At 67.4% G+C, this 25,740-nt stretch carries 23 protein-coding genes and 1 pseudogene; 21 read left to right on the top strand and 3 right to left on the bottom strand.

The annotated features are described in order from the left end of the window. The first annotated feature begins 252 nt into the window (after positions 1-252). Genes CR917_RS23385 through CR917_RS23365 form a run of 5 tightly spaced genes read left to right on the top strand, consistent with a single transcriptional unit; the run spans position 253 to position 6,318 of the window. Entirely contained in the window at positions 253-1,290 is a 1,038-nt protein-coding gene (locus tag CR917_RS23385; protein WP_043861071.1) for a branched-chain amino acid ABC transporter permease, read from the top strand. Continuing rightward, on the top strand, positions 1,290-3,056 hold the full coding sequence (locus tag CR917_RS23380; protein WP_052504234.1) for an ATP-binding cassette domain-containing protein: 1,767 nt from the start codon (positions 1,290-1,292) through the stop codon (positions 3,054-3,056). Before CR917_RS23385 ends, CR917_RS23380 begins: the two co-directional genes overlap by 1 nt. A 5-nt stretch (positions 3,057-3,061) precedes the next feature. Further along, positions 3,062-3,820: an ABC transporter ATP-binding protein gene (locus tag CR917_RS23375; protein ID WP_229589366.1), complete on the top strand. Its 759-nt coding sequence runs from the start codon at positions 3,062-3,064 to the stop codon at positions 3,818-3,820. A 48-nt stretch (positions 3,821-3,868) separates the two neighbouring features. Continuing rightward, positions 3,869-5,005 carry an ABC transporter substrate-binding protein gene (locus CR917_RS23370; protein WP_043861069.1) on the top strand — a complete coding sequence of 379 codons (1,137 nt, stop codon included), beginning with the start codon at positions 3,869-3,871 and terminating at the stop codon, positions 5,003-5,005. Between the two features lie 32 nt (positions 5,006-5,037). Then, complete coding sequence (locus CR917_RS23365; RefSeq protein WP_054916110.1) at positions 5,038-6,318, top strand: OprD family porin; 1,281 nt, start codon at positions 5,038-5,040, stop codon at positions 6,316-6,318. 215 nt (positions 6,319-6,533) lie between these two features. Here CR917_RS23365 and CR917_RS28250 read toward each other — a convergent pair whose 3' ends face one another. The 3 genes and pseudogenes from CR917_RS28250 to CR917_RS23355 all read right to left on the bottom strand — a co-directional run bounded on the left by CR917_RS28250 (position 6,534) and on the right by CR917_RS23355 (position 9,204). Further along, the gene (locus tag CR917_RS28250) at positions 6,534-7,292 is read right to left on the bottom strand and encodes a methyl-accepting chemotaxis protein (RefSeq protein ID WP_370409121.1); all 759 of its coding nucleotides are present in this window, start codon (positions 7,290-7,292) and stop codon (positions 6,534-6,536) included. A gap of 105 nt (positions 7,293-7,397) precedes the next feature. Next, positions 7,398-8,042, bottom strand: a pseudogene (locus CR917_RS28245) (cache domain-containing protein); the annotation flags it as partial. 274 nt (positions 8,043-8,316) lie between these two features. Beyond that, positions 8,317-9,204 (bottom strand): SDR family oxidoreductase, encoded by an 888-nt coding sequence (locus tag CR917_RS23355; protein WP_104573025.1) that lies wholly within the window; start codon positions 9,202-9,204, stop codon positions 8,317-8,319. A gap of 113 nt (positions 9,205-9,317) precedes the next feature. Here CR917_RS23355 and CR917_RS23350 point away from each other — a divergent pair, with 113 nt between their 5' ends. The 16 genes from CR917_RS23350 (at position 9,318) to CR917_RS23275 (ending at position 25,712) form a co-directional block, all read left to right on the top strand. After that, positions 9,318-10,295 (top strand): LysR family transcriptional regulator, encoded by a 978-nt coding sequence (locus tag CR917_RS23350; RefSeq protein WP_088515457.1) that lies wholly within the window; start codon positions 9,318-9,320, stop codon positions 10,293-10,295. A gap of 42 nt (positions 10,296-10,337) precedes the next feature. Next, positions 10,338-11,042 carry a GntR family transcriptional regulator gene (locus CR917_RS23345; RefSeq protein ID WP_058541363.1) on the top strand — a complete coding sequence of 235 codons (705 nt, stop codon included), beginning with the start codon at positions 10,338-10,340 and terminating at the stop codon, positions 11,040-11,042. A 152-nt stretch (positions 11,043-11,194) separates the two neighbouring features. Further along, complete coding sequence (locus CR917_RS23340) at positions 11,195-12,127, top strand: 4-hydroxyproline epimerase (RefSeq protein WP_054916112.1); 933 nt, start codon at positions 11,195-11,197, stop codon at positions 12,125-12,127. Continuing rightward, on the top strand, positions 12,124-13,239 hold the full coding sequence (locus tag CR917_RS23335; protein ID WP_104573024.1) for an FAD-binding oxidoreductase: 1,116 nt from the start codon (positions 12,124-12,126) through the stop codon (positions 13,237-13,239). Before CR917_RS23340 ends, CR917_RS23335 begins: the two co-directional genes overlap by 4 nt. After that, positions 13,232-13,468 (top strand): 2Fe-2S iron-sulfur cluster-binding protein, encoded by a 237-nt coding sequence (locus CR917_RS23330; RefSeq protein ID WP_088515459.1) that lies wholly within the window; start codon positions 13,232-13,234, stop codon positions 13,466-13,468. The genes CR917_RS23335 and CR917_RS23330 overlap by 8 nt, the downstream gene beginning before the upstream one ends. Continuing rightward, the gene (locus CR917_RS23325) at positions 13,465-14,721 is read left to right on the top strand and encodes an FAD/NAD(P)-binding oxidoreductase (protein ID WP_104573023.1); all 1,257 of its coding nucleotides are present in this window, start codon (positions 13,465-13,467) and stop codon (positions 14,719-14,721) included. The genes CR917_RS23330 and CR917_RS23325 overlap by 4 nt, the downstream gene beginning before the upstream one ends. Before the next feature lie 74 nt (positions 14,722-14,795). Further along, positions 14,796-15,545: an AraC family transcriptional regulator gene (locus CR917_RS23320; RefSeq protein WP_043861061.1), complete on the top strand. Its 750-nt coding sequence runs from the start codon at positions 14,796-14,798 to the stop codon at positions 15,543-15,545. A gap of 248 nt (positions 15,546-15,793) precedes the next feature. Next, the gene (locus tag CR917_RS23315; RefSeq protein WP_043861060.1) at positions 15,794-16,612 is read left to right on the top strand and encodes a transporter substrate-binding domain-containing protein; all 819 of its coding nucleotides are present in this window, start codon (positions 15,794-15,796) and stop codon (positions 16,610-16,612) included. Between the two features lie 10 nt (positions 16,613-16,622). Beyond that, positions 16,623-18,404, top strand: a complete 1,782-nt coding sequence (locus tag CR917_RS23310) for an aconitase X (RefSeq protein WP_078480793.1) — start codon at positions 16,623-16,625, stop codon at positions 18,402-18,404. After that, positions 18,397-19,062, top strand: a complete 666-nt coding sequence (locus CR917_RS23305; protein ID WP_043861058.1) for an amino acid ABC transporter permease — start codon at positions 18,397-18,399, stop codon at positions 19,060-19,062. The genes CR917_RS23310 and CR917_RS23305 overlap by 8 nt, the downstream gene beginning before the upstream one ends. A 10-nt stretch (positions 19,063-19,072) precedes the next feature. Continuing rightward, complete coding sequence (locus CR917_RS23300) at positions 19,073-19,723, top strand: amino acid ABC transporter permease (protein ID WP_043861057.1); 651 nt, start codon at positions 19,073-19,075, stop codon at positions 19,721-19,723. Further along, a complete protein-coding gene (locus CR917_RS23295; RefSeq protein ID WP_054916116.1) occupies positions 19,716-20,438 on the top strand; it encodes an amino acid ABC transporter ATP-binding protein in 723 nt (240 codons plus the stop codon). The genes CR917_RS23300 and CR917_RS23295 overlap by 8 nt, the downstream gene beginning before the upstream one ends. A gap of 116 nt (positions 20,439-20,554) precedes the next feature. Then, complete coding sequence (locus CR917_RS23290) at positions 20,555-21,583, top strand: proline racemase family protein (RefSeq protein ID WP_104573022.1); 1,029 nt, start codon at positions 20,555-20,557, stop codon at positions 21,581-21,583. Between the two features lie 124 nt (positions 21,584-21,707). Further along, a complete protein-coding gene (locus CR917_RS23285; protein ID WP_043861054.1) occupies positions 21,708-22,625 on the top strand; it encodes a dihydrodipicolinate synthase family protein in 918 nt (305 codons plus the stop codon). Positions 22,626-22,706: 81 nt separating this feature from the next. Then, positions 22,707-24,098 carry a fosfomycin efflux MFS transporter AbaF gene (gene abaF, locus CR917_RS23280; protein WP_078480790.1) on the top strand — a complete coding sequence of 464 codons (1,392 nt, stop codon included), beginning with the start codon at positions 22,707-22,709 and terminating at the stop codon, positions 24,096-24,098. Between the two features lie 27 nt (positions 24,099-24,125). After that, on the top strand, positions 24,126-25,712 hold the full coding sequence (locus CR917_RS23275; protein WP_104573021.1) for an aldehyde dehydrogenase (NADP(+)): 1,587 nt from the start codon (positions 24,126-24,128) through the stop codon (positions 25,710-25,712). Positions 25,713-25,740 lie beyond the last annotated feature (28 nt).

Raw genomic sequence — 25,740 nt, 5'->3', positions numbered from 1 at the left:
CGTAGTCTATACATACACATGCACATGTGTATTTAAACGCCTTGCATGTTGCCCTGCCCCGGGCAGGGGCGCACCACAATAAGAATAGAAAACGAGTACTTCACTATGCACGCGCCTGCACGCTCTCGCCGGGTCCCGCCCTGCGCGCCCGACCCGTCACGCCCCCGGTACGGCACCGCCGCACCGACGCCGACCGCCCTCTGCGACCGGCATCCCACCTCCCCCTTGCCCACTGCTCGCTGAGGCCTGCCCATGGATTTCTCGATACTGGCGTTTCTTGCCCAGGACGGCCTGACCACGGGCGCGATCTACGCACTGGTGGCGCTGGCCCTGGTGCTGGTGTTCTCGGTGACGCGCACCATCCTGGTGTGCCAGGGCGACTTCGTCACCTACAGCGCCCTGACCCTGGCCACCCTGCAGCTGGGCCTGATGCCCGGCACCGTGTGGCTGCTGCTGGGCTGCTCGCTGGCCGCCTGCGCACTGGACTGCACCGACGCCGCACGGCGCCGTCAATGGCGCCGGCTGCCGGGCCTGCTGGCGCGCTACCTGAGCCTGCCGCTGCTGTTGTGGGCGGTGCTGGGCAACCTCGACCTGGCGAGCCTGCCGGCGCTGCTGCAGATTCTGCTGACCCTGGCCCTGGTCACGCCGCTGGGGCCGTTGCTGTACCGCCTGGTGTACCAGCGGGTGGCCGAGACCTCGGTGCTGTTGCTGTTGATCGTGTCGGTGGCGGTGCATATCGCGCTGGTGGGCGTGAGCCTGCTGATGTTCGGCGCCGAGGGCGTGCGCACCGAAGCCCTGGCCGAGTCGGTGTTCATGCTCGGCGAGCTGCCGGTGGGCCTGCAGAGCCTGCTGGTGATCGGCAGCGCGCTGCTGCTGATCGGCCTGCTGTATGCCTTCTTCGGCCACAGCCTGTACGGCAAGGCGCTGCGTGCCACTGCGCTCAACCGTACCGGCGCGCAGCTGGTGGGCATCCCCACCCAGCTGGCCGGCAAGGCCGCGTTCGGCCTGGCCGCGCTGATCGGCGCGATCTCCGGGGTACTGATCGGCCCGCTGACCACGCTGTATTACGACTCGGGCTTTCTGATCAGCCTCAAGGGCTTTGTGGCGGCGATCTTCGGCGGCCTGGCCAGTTACCCGATAGCCGCGGCCAGTGCGTTTTTCGTCGGCGTGCTGGAGAGCTTCGCCAACTTCGGCGCCTCGGCCTACAAGGAGGTCATCGTGTTCACCGTGGTGATCCCGGTGCTGCTGTGGCTGTCGCTGAAAAACCCGCACCTGGAGGAGCAACACTGATGGCCCTGCGACTGATCCCCCTGTTGGCCCTGCTGCTGGTGGCGGGCCTGGCGCCGCTGGTGCTGCCCGCGTTTCACGTGACCCTGCTCAACTACATCGGCCTGTACAGCCTGGTGGCCCTGGGCCTGGTGCTGCTGACCGGCATCGGCGGCATGACCTCGTTCGGCCAGGCCGCATTCGTGGGCATTGGCGCCTACGCCAGCGCGGTGCTCACCACCCAGTACGGCCTGTCGCCGTGGCTGGGCCTGCTGGCGGGGCTGGCGATCACCCTGGTGGTGGCCACCAGCCTGGGCCTGCTGACCCTGCGCCTGGCCGGGCACTACCTGCCCATCGGCACCCTGGCCTGGGGCCTGGCGCTGTTCTACCTGTTCGGCAACCTGCCGGGCCTGGGCGGCTTCGGCGGCCTGCAGAACCTGCCGAACATCGAGCTGCTGGGCTGGCAGATCAGCGGCTCGGCCGATTTCGCCGTGCTGATCGGGTTGTTGCTGGCGGCCAGCCTGTGGCTGCTCGACAACCTGCTGCACAGCCGCCAGGGCCGTGCCATCCGCACCCTCAAGGAATCGGCCGGGATGGCCGAGGCGATGGGCATCGATACCGCACGCAGCCGCCTGCAGGTGTTCATCATCGCCGCCCTGCTGGCGGCCCTGTCGGGCTGGCTGTACGCGCACCTGCAGCGGGTGGTCAACCCCACGCCGTTCTCGGTGGTGATGGGCATCGAGTACCTGTTCATGATCGTGCTGGGCGGCGTCGCCAGCCTGTGGGGCGCGCTGCTGGGCGCAGCGTTGCTGACCCTGATCAAGCAGGTGCTGCAGGACGTGCTGCCGCAGCTGTTCGGGCACGCCGACAACGTCGAGATGATCTTCTTCGGCGTGCTGGTGATCCTGGTGCTGCAGTACGCCCGCGGCGGCCTGCTGCCGGTGCTGCGCAGCGTGCTGCCGGCCAGCCGCCCGCGCACCCTGGCGCTGGATGACGCGCCGGCCCTGCCCCGGCGCAGCATGCCGGCGGCCGGCAAGCCGCTGATGGTGGCCCAGGGGCTGCTCAAGCAGTTCGGCGGGCTGGTGGCCAACAAGAACATGGGCCTGTCGGTGAATGCCGCCGAGGTGACCGCGCTGATCGGCCCCAACGGCGCCGGCAAGTCGACCCTGTTCAACCTGCTGTCGGGGGTGCTGACGCCCAATGCCGGGCAGATCACCTTCAACGGCCAGCGCATCGAAGGCCTGTCGCCGCGCGCCATTGCCCACCTGGGCGTGAGCCGCACCTTCCAGCACGTGCGCCTGCTGGGCGAGATGAGCGTGCTGGAGAACGTCGCCCTTGGCGCCCATGCCCGGGGCAAGGCCGGGTTGCTGCGCTCGATGCTGCACCTGGAACGCAAGGAAGAAGCCGCCCTGCTCGCCGAGGCCACGCGTCAGATCCAGCGGGTGGGCCTGGGCGAATACCTGCACACCCCGGCCGGCAGCCTGCCGCTGGGCCAGCAGCGCATCGTCGAGATCGCCCGCGCGCTGTGCAGCGACCCGTTGCTGTTGCTGCTCGACGAACCCGCCGCCGGCCTGCGCCATGGCGAGAAACAGGCGCTGGCGCAACTGCTCGAGCAGTTGCGTGGCGAGGGCCTGGGCGTGCTGCTGGTGGAGCACGACATGGAGTTCGTGATGGGCCTGGCCGACCACATCGTGGTGATGGAATTCGGCCAGCCCCTGGCCAGCGGCACCCCGCTGCAGATCCAGCAGAACCCTGCGGTGCTGGCCGCCTACCTCGGAGGTGTCGAATGAGTCGCCTGCTGGATGTGCGCAACCTGTCGATCAACCACGGCAAGGTCGAGGCGGTACGCAACCTCGACCTGCACCTGGAGGAAGGCCAGATCGTCAGCCTGATCGGCCCCAATGGCGCCGGCAAGACCACCCTGATGGCGGCGCTGATCGGCCTGCTGCCCTGCCAGGGCCAGGTGACCTACGCCGGCCAGGCGTTGCTGGGCCACCACGACGTGGCCCAGCGCATCGACCAGGGCATGGTGCTGGTGCCCGAGAGCCGCGAGCTGTTCGGCCTGATGAGCGTGGAGGACAACCTGCGCCTGGGCGCCTTCAGCCGCCACCGGCGCGGTTTTCGCGACCATCAGCAGACCCTCGACGAGGTGTTCGGGCTGTTCCCGCGCCTGCTCGAACGGCGCCAGCAGGCCGCCTGCACGCTGTCGGGCGGCGAGCGCCAGATGCTCGCCATCGGCCGCGCGCTGATGGCCAAACCGCGCCTGCTGATGCTCGACGAACCGAGCCTGGGCCTGGCGCCGCGGGTGATCGGCGAGATCTTCACCATCTTCGACACCCTGCGCCAGAGCGGCGTGTCGATCCTGCTGGTGGAGCAGAACGCCCGCGCTGCGCTGAAGATTTCCGACTACGGCTACGTGCTGGAGGTCGGCGAGATCGTGCTTGAAGGCGACGCCCAGGCGTTGGCCAGCAACCCCCGGGTGGTCGAAAGCTACCTGGGCCGCGCACCCGCGCCCACCGCCACCACGGAGGTGATCAGCGCTACCGGCACGTAGCGCCCCGCAGCACTTGCCACACCCATAAAAACAATATCAGGAGCTTGCATGAAACCTATTCTTCCCTTGCTGTTGCTGGCCACGCTGTCGACCGCTGCACAGGCCGACATGACCGTCGGCGTGATTCTCTCCACCACCGGCCCGGGGGCCTCGCTGGGCATCCCCGAGCGCAATACCGTGGCGCTGCTGCCCAGGGAGATTGCCGGGCAGGCCGTGAAATACGTGGTACTGGACGATGCCAGCGACAGTACCGCCGCGGCCAAGAACGCGCGCAAGCTGGTCAGCGAGCACAAGGTCGACCTGCTGATCGGCTCGACCACCGTGCCCACCTCGGCAGCAGTCGCGCAGATCGCCAAGGAGAGCCAGACCGCGCAGATCGCCCTGGCACCGTTCAGCCCCGCCAGCGGCGAGCAGAGCTGGATCTTCACCATCGCCCAGACCAACACCCTGATGGCCCAGGCGCTGATCGAGCACATGCAGCAGAACGGTGTGAAGACCCTCGCCTACATCGGCTACAACGATGTGTGGGGCGAAGACTGGCACAAGGTGCTCAGCGAAATGGCGCCGGCGGCAGGCATCACGCTGGTGCGCGACGAGCGCTTCAACCGCACCGACTCGTCGGTCAGCGGCCAGGCGCTGAAGGTGATGAGCAGCAAGCCCGACGCGGTGCTGATCGGCGCCACCGGCACCCCGGCGGCGCTGCCGCATACCGAGCTGCGCCGGCTGGGCTACAAGGGCACCGTGTACCACACCCACGGCGCGGCCAACAGCGCGTTCCTGCGCATCGGCGACAAGGCGCTCAACGGTGCGATACTGCCGGTGGGCCCGGTGGTGGTGTGGGACAAGCTGCCCGCCAGCCACCCCTCCAAGGCCATCGCCAGCCAGTACGCGCAGGACTACCAGGCCAAGTACGGCGACAACAGCCTGTCGCCGTTCGGCGCCTACCTGTACGACGCCATGCTGCTGGTGCAGGCGGCCACCCCGGCGGCGCTCAAGGGTGCCGAGCCCGGCACCGCGCAATTTCGCCAGCAACTGCGCGACCAGCTGGAGCAGACCCGCGACGTGGTCGGCACCCATGGCGTGTACAACCTCAGCGCCACCGACCATTTCGGCCATGACCAGCGCGCGCGTGCACTGGTGAGCGTGCAGGACCAGCAATGGGTCCTGCTGCATGCCCCTGAATAAACCCCCACAACAATAATAAAAAAGGTAGATCCATGAGCACTCTGAAACGGGTCAACACCACCCTCGCCCTCGGCACCCTGTGCGGGCTCAGCCCGGCACTGCTGGCCCAGGGTTTCATCGAAGACAGCAAGGCCACCCTGACCGCGCGCAACTACTACTTCGACCGTGACTACAAGGGCGAATCGGCGCAGTCGGCGACGCGCGAATGGGCCCAGGGCTTCATCCTGCGCTTCACTTCCGGCTACACTCCGGGCACTGTCGGCTTCGGCCTGGATGCCCAGGCCATGCTGGGCCTGAAACTGGACTCCAGCCCCGCGCGCACCGGCACCGGGCTGCTGCCGTTCGACCCCAGGGACCGCGACCCGCGCGACGATTATTCGGAGCTGGGCCTGACCGGCAAGGTCAAGGTCTCCAGGACCGAACTGCAGGCCGGCACCCTGGCACCGTTTTCGCCGATACTGTTCGCCAGCCCCACGCGCCTGCTGCCGCAGACCTTTCGCGGGGTGCAGTTCAAGTCCCAGGACATCGACAACCTGACCCTCAGCGGCGGGCGCCTGGACCGCATGAACCAGCGCGATTCCACCAACTACCAGAAGATCACCGTCGCCGCGCCCAACCGGCGCTTCAATGGTGCGGCCGAGTCGGACAGCTTCACCTATGGCGGCGGCGACTATCAGTGGTCCGAGCAGCTGGTGCTCAAGTACTACCATGCGCAGCTGGAGGACATCTATCGCCAGGACTACGTCGGCTTCGTCGACAACCGTGCGGTGGCGAACGGGCGCCTGAAGACCGATGTGCGTTACCACATCAGCGGCGAGGACGGCCCGGCCAGGGCCGGCAAGGTCGACAACCGTACCTTCGGCGTGATGAGCACCTACAGCCTGGGCGCACACAGCCTGGGGCTGGGCTACATGCAATTGAGCGGCGATACGGCGATGCCGTACATCGCCGGGTCCGAGCCGATGGTGGTGAGCGAGGGCGCATTGAGCAGCGAGTTCCTCAACCCCAAGGAGCGTACCTGGCAGGTGCGCTATGACTACGACTTCGTCGCCCTGGGCGTACCGGGGCTCAAGGGCATGCTGCGTTACCTGGACGGCAGCCGCATCGAATTGCCGAATGCGCTGGGCGGCAGCGGGCGCAGCGAGAGCGAGAAGGACATCGAGTTGTCGTACGTGGTGCAGAGCGGCACGTTCAAGAACGTTGCATTGCGGTTGCGCCATGCGTGGTACCGCAATGACTTTGCCTCGACTGCGGCGTTCAGGGATGACAACGAGCTGCGGGTGAACGTGGATTACACCGTGGCGCTTTGGTAACGCGCTGGCATCGTGTGTAGATGAACAAACGCCCCGGCTTGCCGGGGCGTTTTGCGTTGGCAGCGTCGAATCACCGCGGTACCTGTAGGAGCCGGCCTTGCCGGCGAACGGGCGCGCTGCGCTCGCGGGGCAGTCAGGCCGCCTGTGCCGGTCCTGCTGGTGCTTCGCACCAGTTCGCGGGGCAAGGCCCGCTCCTACACGTCCGTTGCCGCGCCCTACCCCGTAACCACCTGCCCCACCTGCTCCTCCAGCTGCTGCGCCAACGCCCTCAGCTCATCACACGACTGGCGCGTCTGCTCGATGGTGCGCGCGCTCACCGTCGAGGCGTCGTGGATGCGCGTGACGCTGCGGTTGATACCGTCTGCCGTGGCCGCCTGCTGCTCCGCCGCACTGGCAATCTGCAAGGTCATCTGGCTCACCGTGGACGCCGACGCATCGATCAACGCCAGCGCCTGCCCGGCCCGCGCCGAGGCGGCCACCGGCTGCTGCGCCGACTCGACGTTGGCGCCGATCTGCGCCGCCGCCTGGCTGGCACCGGCCTGCACGCGGTTGATGATCTGCTGGATCTCCAGCGTCGACTGCTGCGTACGCCGCGCCAACGTGCGCACCTCGTCCGCCACCACCGCAAAGCCACGCCCGTGCTCACCTGCACGCGCCGCCTCGATGGCAGCATTCAACGCCAGCAGGTTGGTCTGCTCGGCAATCGCGGTGATCACGTCCAGTACGCGCCCGACACTGCCCGAGTCGGTGGCCAGTTGGTCCACCACGCTGCGGCTGTGCTCCAGCGCCTCGGCCAGCGCACCAATCGCCTCACCGGCATCGCGCACCGTGGCGCTGCCGGCCGTGGCCTGTTGCTCGGCATCGCGGGTGGCGCTGGCGGCGACGCTGGCGTTGTGCGCCACGTCCTGCACGGTGCTGACCATCTCGCTCATGGCCGTGACCACGCTGTCGGTCTCCAGTTGCTGGGCCTGCATGCTGCGCTGCGCCGCCTCGGTGATCTGCCCCAGGCTGTCGCTGGTGCTGGAGATGCGCTGGCTGGCCTTGGCCATGCTGCGGGTGACGCGGTGCGCAGCCTCCACCAGGCGGTTGAAGCTGTGCGCCACCTGGGTCAGCTCGTCGAAGCCGTCGGTGGGCAGGCGCAAGGTCAGGTCGGTGTGGCCATCGGTGGCGCGGGCCAGCGCCTGCACGGTGTGGTTGAGCGGCCGAGTGATGCTGCGAATCAGCAGCCAGGCGCACAGCGCCATGCCGAGCAACGCCACCAGCACCAGCAACGCCGGCATGCGCAGCACCGTGTTCACTTCGTGGCGCACGTCCTGCGGGTGGATGCCGCTGGCCAGCACCCAGCCCCAGGGCTTGAACAGCACCACCTCGGACACCTTGAATTCCGGCGCCTGCCCGGCTGCCCGCGGGAACCAGTACTCGACCGTGCCGCGCCCCTGGGCCACGGCCCGGTCGATCATTTCACGGGCGAACGGCTTGCCGTTGACGTCCTTGAAATCGGCCTGCGACTTGCCCACCAGGGCGGGTGCCTTGGGGTGCATGAGCATGCGGTGCTGCAGGTCGAGAATCAGCAGGTAGTTGTCGCCCAGGTAGCGAATGCGGCTGACCATTTCTGCCGCCTGGCGCTGCGCCTCGGCGCGGCTCAGGTGGCCTTCCTCGGCCTGCTTCTCATAATGCGCCAGCAGGGTGGATGCGGTGTCCAGCGCAGTGCCGACACCGGCCATCTTCTCCTGCAGCAGGCTGCGTTGCAGGGTCAGCCCCAGCCAGCCACTGAGCAACACGACAAACAGGGTGATACCGATCACCAGCACGGTGATGCGGGTGCTGATACGCAGATGTCTCAACCCGATCATAGGGGGCAATACCTCATTTTATTGTTATGCACGACGGCGCAAGGCGCACCGCGCACAAACATACACTATTGTATTTTAAAATGAAGATTGACCCGCCTCTAATCTGGCATTTACCTCTTACAAAAAGATTCAGAAATGTATTCTATCAGTAGGCGAATGCAGCCCGGTGCTTGCGCACGAAATCCACCCAGCGCACCGGCTCGCGGCCGGTGATGGCCTGGAAGTTGTCGAACACCTGGTCGACCCCGGGGATGGTGCCGGCGGCCATGCGCGTGAAGTTGTCGTGCACGCAGCTCATGTAGGCCATCTCGGCGCCGGCGGCGCGCATGTTTTCGAGAAACACGTCGGGTGATTGCGCGTCATAGCGAAACGGCTGGCCGAGTACCTCGCTCATCACCTGTGCCACCTCGTCGTAGGACTTCACGTCGTAGCCCAGGCGGTAGGTCTGCCCGGCATGGCGCTGCGGGTGCAGCAGGGCCTGCGCCGCCACCCGCGCCACGTCTTCGCCGTCGACCCAGCTGAACCGCGTGTGGCCGGTGTACTGTTCGATCACGCCGTTGCGCACGGCCTGGGTGCCGTCGTAGCTGAGCAGGTTCTGCATGAAGCACTCCGGGCGCAGGTGGGTGAAGCTGAAGCCGCACCATTGCACATAGCGCTCCACGAACTGGTGCCAGGCCCAGTGGCCGATGGTGGCGTGGTCGTCGCCACAGGCCCCCAGGTGCACCACGTGCTGCACCCCGGCGTGGCGTGCGCGGTCGAGAAAGGCCTTGCTCTGGCGCAGCATGTCGACGCTGTAGCCGGTCACCAGCAGCACCCGGTCGACACCCTGCAGGGCCGGCGCCAGGGTGTGCTCGTGGTCGAAGTCCATGATCACCGTGCGGATGCCACGGGCCTCGAAGGGCTGCGCCTTGGCCGGCGAACGCACGGCGGCCACCAGTTCGATGGTGTCGTCGCCTTGCAGAAAGCGCAGGGTGTCGCCGCCGATCTGGCCGGTGGCGCCGGTGATGAGGACGGTGGGCTTGGTGTCGTGCATGGTCGCAACCTGTTGTGCAGTAGAGGTTGAATCAGGCTACTCGGGAACAAACGGCGTATTGGCGATATGTTTTACCGGGTAAAGTGACTGCAATTCATCAATGGGGTGGGCACATGTATTCTTCGGAACGCCTCAAGGGCATCGACGTGTTCGTCTGCGTGGCCGACCTGGGCAGCTTCAAGGCCGCGGCCGAGCGCCTTAACCTGACCGGCTCGGCAGTCAGCAAGAGCGTCGCGCGGCTCGAGGCGCGGCTGCACACGCGCCTGTTGGCACGCACAACACGGCGCGTGGCGCTGACCGAAGCCGGGGCGGCGTTCTATCGCACCTGCACCGGCGTGCTGGCCGAGCTGGAAGAGGCGGAGCTGGCGCTGAGCACCCAAGACGCCGAGCCACGCGGCCGGGTACGCATCGACCTGCCGGCGGCCTTCGGGCGCCTGCACGGGCTGCCGGCGATTCTGGCCTGCGTGCGCGAGCATGCGCTGCTGATGCCGCACGTGACCTTCTCCGACCGCTTCGTGGACCCGGTCGAGGCCGGCATCGACCTGTTCGTGCGCATCGGCGGGCCGCAAAGCTGGCCGGCGGCGGTGGGGCACCATTACCTGGGCTCGCAGCGCGTGGTGTTCTGCGCCGCCCCCGCGTACCTGGAGCGTCATGGCGAGCCCGGCAACGAGCTCGAACTGGAACGCCACAGCTGCATCGTGTACGGGCTCAATGACGGCATGGTCGGCCCGTGGCACTTCCCTACCGCCCGCCCCGGGCATACCGAGCGTCGGATCATGCCGGCACGCATGGCGGTGGGCGATGCCGAGGGCCAGGTGGCCGCAGTGCTGGCCGGGCATGGCATCGCACAGCTGCCGACCTGGCTGATTCGTCGTCAGCTGGAAGACGGCAGCCTGGTGCAGGTGCTGGCGCCGCTGGCCACCGACGGCCTGCCGATTCACCTGGCGTGGCTCAAGAGCCGGCAGGCGCAGCCCAAGGTCGCGACGCTGCTGACGCACCTGCGCCAGTGCCTGTCGGGGGACGGTTTCGAGCCGCCGTCGCCGTCATCGTGTGGCAACGCGTCGCGCTCCCGGGCGAACGTTTCCAGATAATTCGTATACCATATCCCTAAATCCCCTCGAATGATTGCCACCGTGAACCTACCCAAACTCAACGCGCCGGACCTGGGCAACACGCCCTCCACGTCCGAGATCATCACCCGGCACCTGCGCGATGCCATCGTGGCCGGGCACTTCGACGAAGACGAGCCGATTCGCCAGGACGACATCGCGCGTCAGTTCAACGTCAGCAAGATCCCGGTGCGCGAGGCGCTCAAGCGGCTTGAGGCCGAGGGGTTGGTGATGTTCCAGCGCAACCGGGGGGCGATGGTCACGCGCTTGTCGGACTTCGAGTTGGCGCAGATGTTCGAGGTGCGCATGTTGCTGGAGGACAAGGTGTTGCGCCTGGCCATCCCGAACATGACCGAGGCCACGTTCGAACAGGCCGAGCGCATCTGCCAGGAGTTCATTGGCGAGAACGACGTGGGGCGCTGGGCGCAGTTGAACTGGGAGTTGCATGCGTGCCTGTACGAGCCGGCGCAGCGACCGTTTCTGGTGAGCATGATCCGTTCGGTGAACGACAAGCTGGAGCGGTACCTGCGCATGCAGATGAGCCTGTCGGCGGGCAAGGAGCGTGCCGACCACGAACACCGCGAGATCCTCGATGCATGCCGGGCGGGTGATGTGGAGCGCGCGGTGGGCTTGCTGGATGAGCATATTGCGGGGGTGTGCGAGACCTTGCTGGAGCACTTGCCGATGGCCAAGCCCCACCCCGGTCTGGAGCCGGGCCAACAGGGCTGACCTCTCAAAACCCCCAGGCCATGGCGCGTTGCAACAGTTCGGACATGTCATGGCCCTATGCCGATTTCGTCATCCACACCGCGCAATTCCATCAAGACGCCACCCCCCACCAACCGCCACCCTTGCGTCCATACCCCCAACGGACGCGCCCCATGAAACGCATCACCGTGATCGACTCCCACACCGGCGGCGAACCCACGCGCCTGGTCACCGCAGGCTTCCCCGACCTGGGCCACGGCAGCATGGCCGAACGCAGGCAACAGCTGGCCGAACACCACGATCAGTGGCGCGCCGCCTGCATGCTCGAACCCCGCGGCAATGATGTGCTGGTGGGCGCACTGCTCTGCGAACCGGTCGACCCCAGCGCCTGCGCCGGGGTGATCTTCTTCAACAACACCGGCTACCTGGGCATGTGCGGCCACGGCACCATCGGCCTGGTGATCTCGCTGGCCCACCTGGGCAGGATCGGCCCCGGCACCCACACCCTCGAAACCCCCGTGGGCAACGTGCAAGCCACCCTGCACGACGACCACTCGGTCAGCGTGCGCAATGTACCCGCCTACCGCTATCGTCACGCCGTCAGCGTGCAGGTGCCCGGCATCGGCGAAGTGACCGGCGATATCGCCTGGGGCGGCAACTGGTTCTTCCTGGTGGCCGAGCACGGCCTGCGTATCAGCGGCGACAACCTCGACGCGCTCACCGCCTACACCGTGGCCGTGCAGCAGGCCCTGGAAGATCAGGGCCTGCGCGGCGAGGACGGCGGCCTGATCGATCACGTCGAGCTGTTCGCCGACGACCCCGACGCCGACAGCCGCAACTTCGTGCTGTGCCCCGGCAAGGCCTATGACCGCTCGCCCTGCGGCACCGGCACCAGCGCCAAGCTGGCGTGCCTGGCCGCCGACGGCAAGCTGCAACCGGGCCAGATCTGGCGCCAGGCCAGCGTGATCGGCAGCCAGTTCGAAGGCTCGTTCGAAACCGCCGGCGATCGCATCGTGCCGACCATTCGCGGCCGCGCGCATATCAGCGCCGAAGCCACGCTGATCATCGAGCAGGACGACCCGTTCGCCTGGGGCATCCGCCTGTGACCCAGGGCCTGGCCGCCGATGTGATCGTGGTGGGCGCCGGCATCATCGGCGCGGCCTGCGCCCAGGCCCTGGCCCGGCGCGGCCTCGACGTGCTGGTGCTGGATGCCGGGCTGCCCGGCGCCACCGCCGCCGGCATGGGCCACCTGCTGGTGCTGGACGACAACCCCGCCGAACTGGCCCTGAGCCAATACTCGCTGCAACGCTGGCGCGACATTGCGCGCAACCTGCCAGAAGGCTGCGCCTACCGCAGCAACGGCACCCTGTGGCTGGCCGCCAACGCTGAAGAAATGGCCGTGGCCGAGCACAAGCATGCCAACCTGCGCGCCCATGGGGTGATCTGCCAGCTGGTCGGCGCACCTCGATTGCGCGAACGCGAACCGCTGCTGCGCGAAGGGCTGGAGGGCGGCCTGCTGATCGAGGACGACGGCATTCTGTATGCCCCGGCCACCGCACGCTGGATGCTCGACCAGCCGCGCATTCGCCAGCGCCAGGCACGGGTCGCCGAGGTGGATGACGCCCGCGTGCGCCTGGACGACGGCCAGTGGCTGGCCGCCACGGCCGTGGTGCTGGCCAACGGTATCCAGGCCACCGAACTGTGCCCCGAACTGCCGATACAACCCAAGAAGGGCCACCTGCTGATCACCGACCGCTACCCCGGCCAGGTCACCCACACCCTGGTGGAACTGGGCTACGTGACCAGTGCGCACAACGCCAGCGGCCCGTCGGCCGCGTGCAATATCCAGCCGCGCCCTACCGGCCAGCTGTTCATCGGTGCCTCACGCCAGTTCGGCACCACCGACCCGCAGGTGGAAGGCTGGATGCTTGCCAGGATGCTCAAGCGCGCCACCGAATACGTGCCGGCGCTGGCCCAGCTCAATGCGATTCGCGCCTGGACCGGCTTTCGCGCCGCCAGCCCCGACGGCCTGCCGCTGGTGGGCCAGCACCCGCAACGCCCCGGCCTGTGGCTGGCGGTGGGGCATGAAGGGCTGGGCGTGACCACGGCCCCGGCCACCGCCGACCTGCTGGTGGCGCAACTGTTCGACGAACACCCGCCCCTGGCCGCACAGGCCTACCTGCCACAGCGTTTTCTCGGAGAACCGACCCATGCCTGAACTGACCCTGGACGGACGTGCCCTGCGCGTGGCCGAAGGCACCAGCGTGGCCGCTGCACTGGCCCTGGCTGGCGACGGCTGCACGCGTACCTCGGTGAGCGGCCAGCGCCGCGCACCGCTGTGCGGCATGGGCATCTGCCAGGAATGCCGGGTGAGCATCGACGGCCGGCGCCGCCTGGCCTGCCAGACCCTGTGCCGCGACGGCATGCAGGTGGAGACCCACGCATGAGCGCCCATGCCGACGTACTGATCATCGGCGCCGGCCCGGCCGGCCTCAATGCCGCACTGGCCGCTGCCCCCAGCGGTGCACGCATCGTGCTGCTGGACGACAACCCATGGCCCGGCGGGCAGATCTGGCGCGACGGCCCGCAGGCCAGCGTGCCGACGCAGGCACAGCGCCTGCGCGAGCACGTGGGCGCCTTGAACAATGTGCAGCACCACCTGCAGACCCGCGTGATCGCCGCCACCGGCCCGCGCCAGTTGCTGGTGGAAGACGCCGAGCGCGGCTGGGTGATCGACTACGACACGCTGATCCTGTGCACCGGCGCACGCGAACTGCTGCTGCCCTTCCCCGGCTGGACCCTGCCCGGCGTGACCGGTGCCGGTGGCCTGCAGGCACTGATCAAGGGCGGCCTGCCGGTACGCGACCAGCGCGTGGTGATCGCCGGCAGCGGCCCGCTGCTGCTAGCCAGCGCTGCCACGGCGCGGCACAACGGCGCGCAGGTGGTAGGCGTCGCCGAACAGGCAACCCGCGGCGCGGTGGCGGGTTTTGCCGCACAACTGCCGCGCTGGCCAAACAAGCTGCTGCAAGCGTTCGGCCTGTTCGACCGCCACTACCGCACCGACAGCCATGTGGTGGAGGCACTCGGCAGCGAGCGCCTCGAAGGCGTGCGCCTGCGCCAGCACGGCAAGCTGGTCGAGCTGGCCTGCGAGCGCCTGGCCTGCGGCTTCGGCCTGATTCCCAACAGCCAGCTCGGCCAGGCCCTGGGCTGCACACTCCACGGCCAGGCGCTGGCCGTGGATGCGTGGCAGGCCACCAGCGCGCCGGGCCTGTTCGCGGCGGGGGAATGCACCGGTTTTGGGGGCAGCGAACTGGCGCTGGTGGAAGGCACCATTGCCGGGCTGGCGGCCGTGGGCGACCGCCAGGGCGCCGCCCGCCACTGGCCGCAGCGAGCGCGCTGGCAGGGCTTCGCCAAGGCGCTCAACCACGCCTTCGCCCTTGCCCCGCAGCTCAAGCAACTGGCGCGCCCCGACACCCTGGTATGCCGCTGCGAGGACGTGCCCTACAGCAAGCTCGCCGGCCAGCGTGACTGGCGCGAGGCCAAGCTGAGCAGCCGCTGCGGCATGGGCGCCTGCCAGGGCCGGGTGTGCGGCGCCGCAGCGCAGCACCTGTTCGGCTGGCAGCCCTCGGCGCCGCGCCCGCCGTTCAGCCCGGCACGCATCGAGACCCTGCTGTGCCTGGACGACACCCCGCCCGCATGAAACGCAGCCCGGGGCTTTCGAGGCGGGCGCCGGATCTCTATGATCCCGAAGGTGCCCACCAGACCGCCAGCGCCATGTACGTATCGCTCAACAGCTTCCAGCCCTGCGACCTGCCCAGCCTGCTGAGCAGCCTGCAGCCGATCGCGCCGCTGCTCGATACGCTGAGCGACGTGGTGTTCTTCATCAAGGACACCCAGGCCCGCTACGCCTTCGTCAACCACACCCTGGCGCGGCGCTGCGGCTTCAGGCACAGCCACGAGCTGCTGGGGCTGACCGCCGACAGCGTGTTCCCCGAGCGCTTCGGCCCGCTGTACACCGCGCAGGACCGCCGCGTGCTCGACAGCGGCCGCGAGCTGGCCGACCAGCTCGAACTGCACCTGTACTTCGGCAACCAGCCGGTGTGGTGCCTGACCCACAAGCTGGCACTGTTCGACACCCAGGGCCAGATCGTCGGCCTGGCCGGCATCTCCCGCGACCTGCAGGCGCCCCAGGCCAGCCACCCCGGCTTCGATCGCCTGGCGGCGGTGGATGCGCACATTCGCGAGCACTTCGCACGGCCCGTGAGCCTGGCCGAGCTGACCGCGATTGCCGGGTTGTCTGCCGCGCAGCTGGAGCGCAACTGCAAGCGCGTGTTCCAGCTCACCCCGCGCCAGATGATCCACAAGGTGCGCCTTGAAGAAGCCTCGCGGCTGCTGCACCACAGCGACCTGCCGATCACCGAGATCGCCCTGCGCTGCGGCTACACCGACCACAGCGCGTTCAGCCGCCAGTTCCGCGCCCTCACCAGCCTGTCGCCAAGCCAGTACCGCGATACCCGCCGCTAGACGCAGTGTGTTCCTTTAGGGTGCGCCGCCGCGCCCACTGCTCCCATATGTAACACCGCCGGCACCGGGCAGCGTTTCCTGCGCACCGCCCGCCTGCCCTGCCGGATTCAACGCAAGTCCTCTGGCTCAAGGGCCGCAAAGCAATTGCATCGCCCGGGCAAAAACAGGCACGCGCATTGCTATAAAAATATCGTATACGAAATTCACAATACGCCCGCTACCAGCACCTTCCGACAAACGAGGCTTCCATGAAAAACCCCGCTTTTGTTGTAGCTCTCAGCGCTGTGCTCAGTACCTCCTTCATCGCCACCGCCCAGGCCGACAAGCTCGATGACATCATCGGCTCCGGCAAGCTGCGCTGCGCCGTGACCCTGGACTTCCCGCCCATGGGCTTTCGCGACGACGCCAACAAGCCGGCCGGCTTCGACGTCGACTACTGCAACGACCTGGCGAAGGTCCTCGGGGTTGATGCCGAGATCGTCGAGACGCCGTTCCCGGACCGTATCCCGGCGCTGGTCTCGGGGCGGGCCGACGTGATCGTGGCGTCCACCTCCGACACCCTGGAGCGGGCCAAGACGGTCGGCCTCACGGTGCCCTACTTTGCCTTCCAGATGGTCGTGCTGACCCGCGACAACACCGGCATCAACAGCTTCGACGACATCAAGGGCAAGGCCCTGGGCAACACCAGCGGCACCTATGAAGCCATCGCGCTGGAGAAGGACGTGAAGCAGTGGGGCAGCGGCAGTTTCCGCGCCTACCAGTCGCAGAACGACACCATCCTGGCCGTGGCCCAGGGGCACATCGATGCCACCGTGGTGACCAACACCGTGGCCGCCGCCACGCTCAAGTCGGGCAAGTACAAGAACCTGAAGATCGCCGGCAACGCACCCTACGTGATCGACTACGTGTCGCTGGGAGCCAAGCGCAACGAGTACGGCCTGCTCAACTACCTCAACCTGTTCGTCAACCAGCAGGTACGTAGCGGCCGCTACAACGAGCTGTTCGTCAAATGGGTAGGCACCGATATCCCGCCGACCGACCTGACCGTGCCGAAGGTCTACTACTGAGGTGCCCGGCATGCCCAGCCCTTCCACTGCCCTGAACGGGCGTAGCCTGGTCGATGGCGCGGCCAGTGGCGAGTTGCTGTTCGCCGACATCGGCCTGAGTTTCTGGGGCGGTGTCGACGCCTTCAGCGGCGAGGTCATCGACCGCCATCACCCGCTCAGCGGCGCACACCTGGCCGGCCGCGTGCTGGCCATTCCCAGCGGGCGCGGCTCGTGTACCGGCAGCAGTGTGATGATGGAGCTGATCAGCAACGGCCATGCACCGGCGGCACTGGTGCTGGCCGAGCCGGATGAGATCCTGACCCTGGGCGTGCTGGTGGCGCAGTTGCTGTTCGGGCGCTCGCTGCCGGTGCTGTGCATCGGCCAGCAGGCCTTTGCCGCCCTGCGCGGCAAGGCCTTTGCGCAGGTGCAGGGCGAGCGCCTGGTGCTGTTCGACCAGGCCCCCGCCGAGGCGCTGCCGGCAGCCCCCGCCAGCCCGCCGGCGGCGACGCGCCCGACCACCCTCACCCTTACCGACCACGACCAGGCCTTGCTCGCGGGCGACCTGGGCAAGGCCGCGCAGGTGGCGATGCAGATCGTGCTGCGCATGGCCGAGCTGCAGGGCGCACACAGCCTGGTGGACATCAGCCAGGCGCATATCGACGGCTGCATCTACACCGGCCCCGCCAGCCTGCGCTTTGCGCAGCAGCTGGTGCAGTGGGGCGCCAGGGTGCGGGTGCCGACCACCCTCAACTCGATTTCCGTGGACCAGCGCCGCTGGCGCGAACTGGGTATCGACGCGGCGCTGGGCGAACCTGCCAGTGCGCTGGGCGATGCCTACATGGCGATGGGCGCGCAGATGAGCTTTACCTGCGCCCCCTACCTGCTAGACAGCGCGCCGAAGCTCGGCGAGCAGATCGTGTGGGCCGAGTCCAACGCCGTGGTGTACGCCAACAGCGTGCTCGGCGCGCGTACCCTGAAGTACCCCGACTACCTGGATATCTGCATCGCCCTGACCGGCCGCGCGCCGCTGATCGGCTGCCACCTGGAGGCCCAGCGCAAGGCGCGGGTGCAGATCGACCTGCCGGCGCTGACCCACCTGGACGATGCGTTCTACCCGCTGCTGGGCTATCACATCGGCGCCATGGTCGGCAGCCGGATCCCGCTGGTGACAGGCCTGGAGCGTTTTGCCCCGACCCACGACGACCTCAAGGCCTTCGGCGCCGCGTTCGCCACCACCTCGGCGGCGCCGCTGTTCCATATCGCCGGGGTCACACCCGAAGCGCTGGACCCAGCCCAGGCGGTCAGCGCGGGCGAGGTGCTGCCGGTAAAACGCATTGCCCTGGCCGACCTGCTGGTGAGCTGGCGCGAGCTGAACAGTGCCCGTGACAGCCAGGTGGACCTGGTGTCGCTGGGCAACCCGCACTTCTCCCTGGGCGAGTTCGCGCACCTGGCACAGCTGTGCCGCGGGCGCACGCGCAACCCGGCGGTCAGCCTGGTGATCACCTGCGGCCGTGCGGTGCTGGAGCAGGCCCGTGACGCCGGCCACCTTGCCCCGATCGAAGCCTTCGGCGCGGTGCTGGTGACCGACACCTGCTGGTGCATGCTCGGCGAGCCGGTGATCCCGCCCGCCGCCCGCACACTGATGACCAACTCGGGCAAATACGCCCACTACGCCCCCGGGCTGGCGGGCCGGGCGGTGCATTTCGCCAGCCTTGGCGAGTGCGTCGAGGCCGCCTGCACCGGCAGCGCCAGCGGTCGCCTGCCGGCCTGGCTGCAGCCGGCCGCCCCACAGGAGAGCCCCGCGCATGTTTGACTACACCTTCCAATGGCGCTCGGCCCTGCGCGCCCTGCCCGACATGCTGGCCGGCGCCTGGGTCACCTTCGAGACCGCCGCGCTGTCGATGATCTTCGGCGTGCTGATCGCCCTGGCCTTGACCGTGATGCGTGAAGCGCAGCAGCCGGTGTTGCGCGGCATCGGCAATGCCTGGGTATCGATTGCGCGCAACACCCCTTCGCTGTTCCAGATCTACATCCTGTACTTCGGGCTTGGCTCGCTGGGGCTGCACGTGAGTTCGTGGTTCGCGCTGCTGGCCGGCATCACCTTCAACAACGCCGGGTACCTGGCGGAGAACTTTCGCGGCGGGCTCAAGGCAGTGCCGACCACGCAGATGCGCGCGGCACGCTCGCTGGGCATGAGCGCGTTCCAGGCCTACCGCATGATCATCGTGCCGCAGCTGCTGCGGGTGGTGTTCTACCCCTTGAGCAACCAGATGGTGTGGGCGGTGCTGATGACCTCGCTGGGGGTGATCGTGGGGCTCAACAACGACCTCACCGGCGTGACCCAGGACTACAACGTCAAGACCTTCCGCACCTTCGAGTACTTCGCCATTGCAGCGGTGCTGTATTACCTGATCGCCAAGCTGATCGTCGCGGTGGCCCGGCTGATGGCCTGGCGGCTGTTCCGTTACTGAGGAGCTGTCCATGTTTTCTACAAGCTTTACCTGGAACGACATGCTGTTCCTGCTCGACGGGGCCTGGGTCACCCTGCAACTGACCTTCTGGTCGATCATGCTGGGCTCGGTGGCCGGGCTGGTGTTCGGCCTGCTGCGTGCGCTGCTGCCACGCGCCAGCCTGCCGCTGGCCTGGGTGCTGGATGTGTTTCGCAGCGTGCCACTGCTGATCCAGTTCGTGCTGTTCAACTCGTTCAAGAGCATCGTGGGCCTGAACATCAGCGCCTTCAGCGTGGGCTGCATCGTGCTGGGGGTGTACGCCGCGGCGTACTTCACCGAGATCGTGCGCAGCGGTGTGCTGGCGGTACCGCCCAGCGTGCGCCGGGCCAGTCGGTCGCTGGGCCTGAGCTACCTGCAGGACCTGCGCTGGATCGTGCTGCCGATGGCCTCGCGGGTGGCCTTTCCGGGCTGGCTGAACCTGGTGCTGAGCGTGATGAAGGACACCGCGCTGGTGATGTGGATCGGCATCGTCGAATTGCTGCGCGCCTCCCAGACCATCGTCACACGGATTCAGGAACCCCTGCTGGTGCTGTGCATCGCGGGCCTCATCTATTACGTCATGAGCCTGGTGGTCGCACGCCTGGGCGCCCGACTGGAAAGAAGGTGGCAAGAAAATGATTGAGATCGACAACGTACACAAATCCTTCGGCGACCTGGAAGTGGTCAAGGGCGTGAGCCTGACGGTGAACAAGGGCGAGGTGGTGTCGATCATCGGCGGTTCGGGCTCGGGCAAGTCGACCCTGCTGATGTGCATCAACGGCCTGGAGCCGATCCAGAAGGGCAGCATTCGCGTGGATGGCATCGAAGTGCACAACCGCGCCACCGACCTCAACCGCCTGCGCCAGAAGATCGGCATCGTGTTCCAGCAGTGGAATGCCTTCCCGCACCTGACGGTGCTGGAGAACGTGATGCTGGCGCCGCGCAAGGTACTGGGCAAGAGCCGCGAGGAAGCCGAGGCTCTGGCGATCCAGCAGCTGACCCACGTGGGGCTGGGCGACAAGTTCAAGACCTTCCCCGGCAAGTTGTCCGGTGGCCAGCAGCAGCGCATGGCGATTGCCCGGGCGCTGGCGATGTCGCCGGACTACATGCTGTTCGACGAGGCCACCTCGGCGCTCGATCCGCAACTGGTGGGTGAAGTGCTGGACACCATGCGCATGCTTGCCGAAGACGGCATGACCATGGTGCTGGTGACCCACGAGATCCGCTTTGCGCGGGATGTGTCGGACCGGGTGGCGTTCTTTCGCAACGGGCTGGTGCACGAGATCGGCTCGCCGGACCAGGTGATCGGCAACCCGCAGCAGCCGGAGACGGCGGCGTTTCTCAAGTCAGTGAAGTAACCAGGGGCCTCATCGCGGGTCAAGCCCGCTCCCACACAGATCAGCCCATACCCTGTGGGAGCGGGCTTGACCCGCGATGGGCTGCGCAGCAGCCCCAATCAATCAGGAGCCAGGCAATGCGTTCATCAAAGGTGATACATGTAATCAGCTGCCACGCCGAAGGCGAGGTCGGCGATGTGATTGTCGGTGGCGTCGCGCCGCCACCGGGCGACACCCTGTGGGAACAGTCGCGCTGGATCGCGCAGGACGACACCCTGCGCAATTTCGTGCTCAACGAACCGCGTGGCGGCGTGTTCCGTCACGTCAACCTGCTGGTGCCGCCCAAGAACCCGGCCGCGCAGATGGGCTGGATCATCATGGAGCCGGCCGACACCCCGCCGATGTCCGGCTCCAACTCGCTGTGCGTGGCCACGGTGCTGCTCGACAGCGGCATCCTGCCGATGACCGAGCCGCAGACCCGCCTGGTGCTCGAAGCCCCCGGCGGCCTGATCGAGGCCGTGGCCGAATGCCGGGACGGCAAGGTGCAGCGCGTGGAGGTCAGGAACGTGCCCTCCTTCGCCGACCGCCTGGACGCCTGGATCGAGGTCGAGGGCGTGGGCTCGCTGCAGGTCGACACCGCCTATGGCGGCGACAGTTTCGCGATTGTCGATGCCCAGCGCCTGGGCTTCGCCATTCGCCCCGACGAGGCCGCCGACCTGGTGGAGGTGGGCCTGAAGATCACCCGCGCCGCCAACGAACAACTGGGTTTTGTGCACCCGCTCAACCCCGGCTGGTCGCATATCTCGTTCTGCCAGATCGCCGCGCCCGTCGTGATGGAGAATGGCGTGGCCACCGGTGCCAACGCGGTGGTGATCCAGCCCGGCAAGATCGACCGCTCCCCCACCGGCACCGGCTGTTCGGCGCGCATGGCCGTGTTGCAGGCCAAGGGCCTGATGCAGGTGGGCGAACGCTTCATCGGCCGCTCGATCCTGGGCTCGGAGTTCCACTGTCGCATCGATTCGCTGACCGAAGTGGCCGGGCGCGCCGCCATCTACCCGTGCATTTCGGGGCGTGCCTGGATCACCGGTACCCATCAGTTGCTGCTCGACCCCGCCGACCCGTGGCCACAAGGCTACCGACTGTCGGACACCTGGCCCGGCGCCTGATCGCTAAGCCCTTGATTCACAAACCCTAAGCAAAAAGACCAGCAAAAACCCCGAAATAACGCTGGTCTGCTTCACACACATAAAATATCGTATACGAAATACTAACAACCACCGGAGACAACCAATGAGCAAGCGCATCAACTGGAGTGGCGTGTTCCCTGCGGTCACCACCCAATTCAACGACGACTTCTCCATCAACCTGGAAAAAACCCACCAGGTGATTTCCAACGTGATCCGCGACGGCGTGTCGGGCCTGGTGGTGTGCGGCTCGGTGGGCGAGAACACCTCGCTGACGGCCGAAGAAAAGATTGCCGTGACCGAAGTGGCGGTGGATGCCTCGCGTGGGCGTGTGCCGGTGATCTGCGGCGTGGCCGAGTTCACCAGCGTGCAGGCCGCCAAGGTGGCCAACGCGGTGCGCAAGGTGGGCGTGGACGGGGTGATGCTGATGCCGGCGCTGGTGTACGGCTCCAAGCCGTTCGAGACCGCCGAGCACTACCGTTACGTGGCCAAGCATGCCGACGTGCCGCTGATGGTCTACAACAACCCGCCGATCTACAAAAACGACGTGACCCCGGACATCCTGATTTCCCTGGCCGACTGCGACAACGTGGTGTGCTTCAAGGATTCCTCCGGCGACACCCGCCGCTTCATCGACGTGCGCAACGAGGTGGGTGACCGCTTCGTGCTGTTCGCCGGCCTCGACGACGTGGTGCTCGAAAGCATCGCGGTGGGCGCCGAGGGCTGGGTGTCGGGCATGTCCAACGTGTTCCCCAAGGAGGGCGAGACGATCTTCCGCCTGGCCAAGGCCGGACGCTTTGCCGAGGCCATGCCGATCTACGAGTGGCTGATGCCGATCCTGCACCTGGATGCCCGCGCCGACCTGGTGCAGTGCATCAAGCTGTGTGAAGCCATTGCCGGTCGCGGCAGCGCGCTGACCCGTCCACCGCGCCTGGCCCTGCCAAAGGACGACCGCGAGTTCGTCGAGCAGATCATGGCCAAGGCCCTGGCCAACCGCCCTGAACTGCCGGATGTCGGCCTCTGAGTGAGTGCCGGGCGGGCCTCTCTGCGGGGCCCACCCGGCGCGCCTGTTTTTCTGTCTTGCGCCTGCACAGGAAACGCCAGCATGAGCACTGCACACCCCTCTCCCCGCGCAACCACCGCCCCGGCGGGCCTCAAGCGTGTGGTAGCGGCCGCCATGGCCGGTACCGTCGCCGAATGGTATGAATTCTTTCTCTACGGTACGGCCTCGGCACTGGTGTTCGGCCAGTTGTTCTTTCGCCAGACCGACAGCCCCATCGACGGCATCATCGCCGCCTTCGCCCTTTACGCCGTAGGTTTTCTGGCCCGCCCGCTGGGCGGCCTGGTGTTCGGCCACTATGGCGACAAGTTCGGGCGCAAGCGCCTGCTGCAACTGAGCCTGGTGGTGGTCGGCATCACCACCTTTCTGATGGGCTGCCTGCCCGGTTTCGACAGCATCGGCTACGCCGCGCCCATCCTGCTGGTGCTGCTGCGCCTGATCCAGGGGTTCGCCTTTGGCGGCGAATGGGGCGGCGCGATCCTGCTGGTGTCCGAGCACTGCCCGGACAACCGTCGCGGCTTCTGGGCCAGCTGGCCGCAGGCCGGCGTACCGGCCGGCAACCTGCTGGCCACGGTGGCGCTGCTGGCGCTGTCGAGCACCCTGAACGAGGAGCAGTTCCTGGCCTGGGGCTGGCGCGTGGCGTTCTGGCTGTCGGCACTGGTGGTGCTGATCGGCTACTGGATCCGCACCAGCGTGGATGATGCCCCGATCTTCAAGCAGGCCCAGGCCCGCCAGGCGCAGCACAAGGTGCAGCAGCTGGGTGTGGTGGAAGTGCTGCGCCATCACTGGCGTTCGGTACTGGTGGGCATCGGCGCCCGGTTTGCCGAGAACATCCTGTACTACACCGTGGTGACCTTCTCGATCACCTACCTCAAGCTGGTGGTGCACAAGGACACCTCGCAGATTCTGCTGCTGATGTTCGGCGCGCACCTGCTGCACTTCTTCCTGATCCCGCTGATGGGCTACCTGTCGGACCTGGTGGGGCGCAAGCCGGTGTACCTGACCGGTGCGGTGCTGACCGCGTTCTGGGGCTTCGTCGGCTTCCCGATGATGGACACCGGCAACAACTGGCTGATCATGGCGGCGATCACCCTGGGCCTGGCCATCGAGTCGATGACCTATGCGCCCTACTCGGCGCTGATGGCCGAGATGTTCCCCACCCATGTGCGCTACACCGCCTTGTCGCTGTGCTATCAGGTGGCGCCGATTTTCGCCGGCTCCCTGGCACCGCTGATCGCCATCACCCTGCTCAACAAGTACAACAGCTCGACGCCGATTGCCTGGTACCTGGTGGGCGCCGCGGCGATCTCCATCGTCGCCGTCGGCCTGACCCGTGAAACCCGTGGCAAGTCGCTGCACCTGGTCGACGCCGAGTCGGCCGAGCGGGTTGCCGCCAGCACCGACACCGCCAGCGCTCGCGGCAACTCGCTGGCCTGAGCCCAACCCTTTCAACAGGAGGTCTGCATGACCGAGATCATCGGCCACAACTACATCGGCGGTGCGCGCAGCGCGGCCGGCAGCATCACCCTGCACAGCCATGACGCCACCACCGGCGACGCCCTGCCGTACCGTTTCACCCAGGCCACCGCCGAGGAAGTGGACGCTGCCGCCCGCGCCGCAGCGGCGGCCTACCCGACGTTTCGCAACCTGCCGGCCGGGCGCCGGGCGGAGTTTCTGGAGGCCATAGCCGAGCAGCTGGACGCGCTGGACGATGACTTCGTCGCGCTGGTAACCCGCGAAACAGCCTTGCCCACGGCACGGATCAAGGGCGAGCGCGGCCGCACCAGCGGGCAGATGCGCCTGTTTGCCCAGGTGCTGCGCCGGGGCGACTTCTACGGTGCGCGCATCGACCGCGCATTGCCCGAGCGCCAGCCGCTGCCACGGGTGGACCTGCGCCAGTACCGTATCGGCGTGGGGCCGGTGGCGGTGTTCGGCGCCAGCAACTTTCCGCTGGCGTTCTCCACCGCCGGGGGCGATACCGCAGCGGCGCTGGCGGCCGGCTGCCCGGTGGTGTTCAAGGCCCACAGCGGGCACATGGCCACGGCCGAGCACGTGGCCAACGCGATCATTCGCGCCGCCGAGCGCACCGGCATGCCCGAGGGCGTGTTCAACATGATCTATGGCGCCGGGGTGGGCGAGGCGCTGGTCAAGCACCCGGCGATCCAGGCCGTGGGCTTTACCGGTTCGCTCAAGGGCGGGCGCGCGCTGTGCGACATGGCGGCGGCGCGGGCGCAGCCGATCCCGGTGTTTGCCGAAATGAGCAGCATCAACCCGGTGCTGGTGCTGCCGCAGGCGCTGCAGGTGCGCAGCGAGAAAATCGCCACGGAGCTGGCGGCGTCGGTGGTGATGGGCTGCGGGCAGTTCTGTACCAACCCCGGGCTGGTGATCGGGCTGCGCTCGCCGCAGTTTTCGGCGTTTGTGGCGCAATTGGCGGCGACGCTGGGCGAGCAGCCGGCGCAGACCATGCTCAATGCCGGCACCCTGCGCAGTTATGCCAAGGGCGTACAGGCGTTGCAGGCGCACCCTGGGGTGAGCCATCTGGCGGGCAGTGAACAACAGGGCAACCAGGCGCAGCCGCAGCTGTTCAAGGCAGAAGTGAGCTTGCTGCTCGACGGTGATGCGCTGTTGCAGGAGGAGGTGTTCGGGCCGACCACGGTGGTGGTGGAAGTGGCCGATGCGGACCAGTTGCACAGCGCGCTGGCGAGCCTGCATGGGCAGTTGACCGCCACCCTGATTGCAGAAGCCGACGACCTGGCGCAGTTTGCCCAGGTGCTGCCGCTGCTGGAGCAGAAGGTTGGGCGGGTGCTGTTCAACGGCTACCCGACCGGTGTTGAAGTGTGCGATGCGATGGTGCATGGCGGGCCCTACCCGGCCACCTCGGATGCGCGGGGGACATCGGTGGGGAGCCTGGCGATCGATCGGTTCCTGCGGCCGGTGTGTTACCAGAACTGCCCGGATGATCTGCTGCCGGCGGCGTTGCAGGATGGCAACCCGTTGGGGATTGTGCGGTTGGTGGAGGGGGTGCAGAGCCGGGAGGCAGTGGCAGGCTGACGGGCCTCTTCGCCGGCAACGCCGGCTC

The organism is Pseudomonas sp. BRM28 (genome assembly GCF_002939405.1).
Classification (GTDB): domain Bacteria; phylum Pseudomonadota; class Gammaproteobacteria; order Pseudomonadales; family Pseudomonadaceae; genus Aquipseudomonas; species Aquipseudomonas palmensis.
The sequence above is the reverse complement of the archived record's forward strand: the minus strand, read 5'-3'. Positions and strand labels throughout refer to the sequence as shown.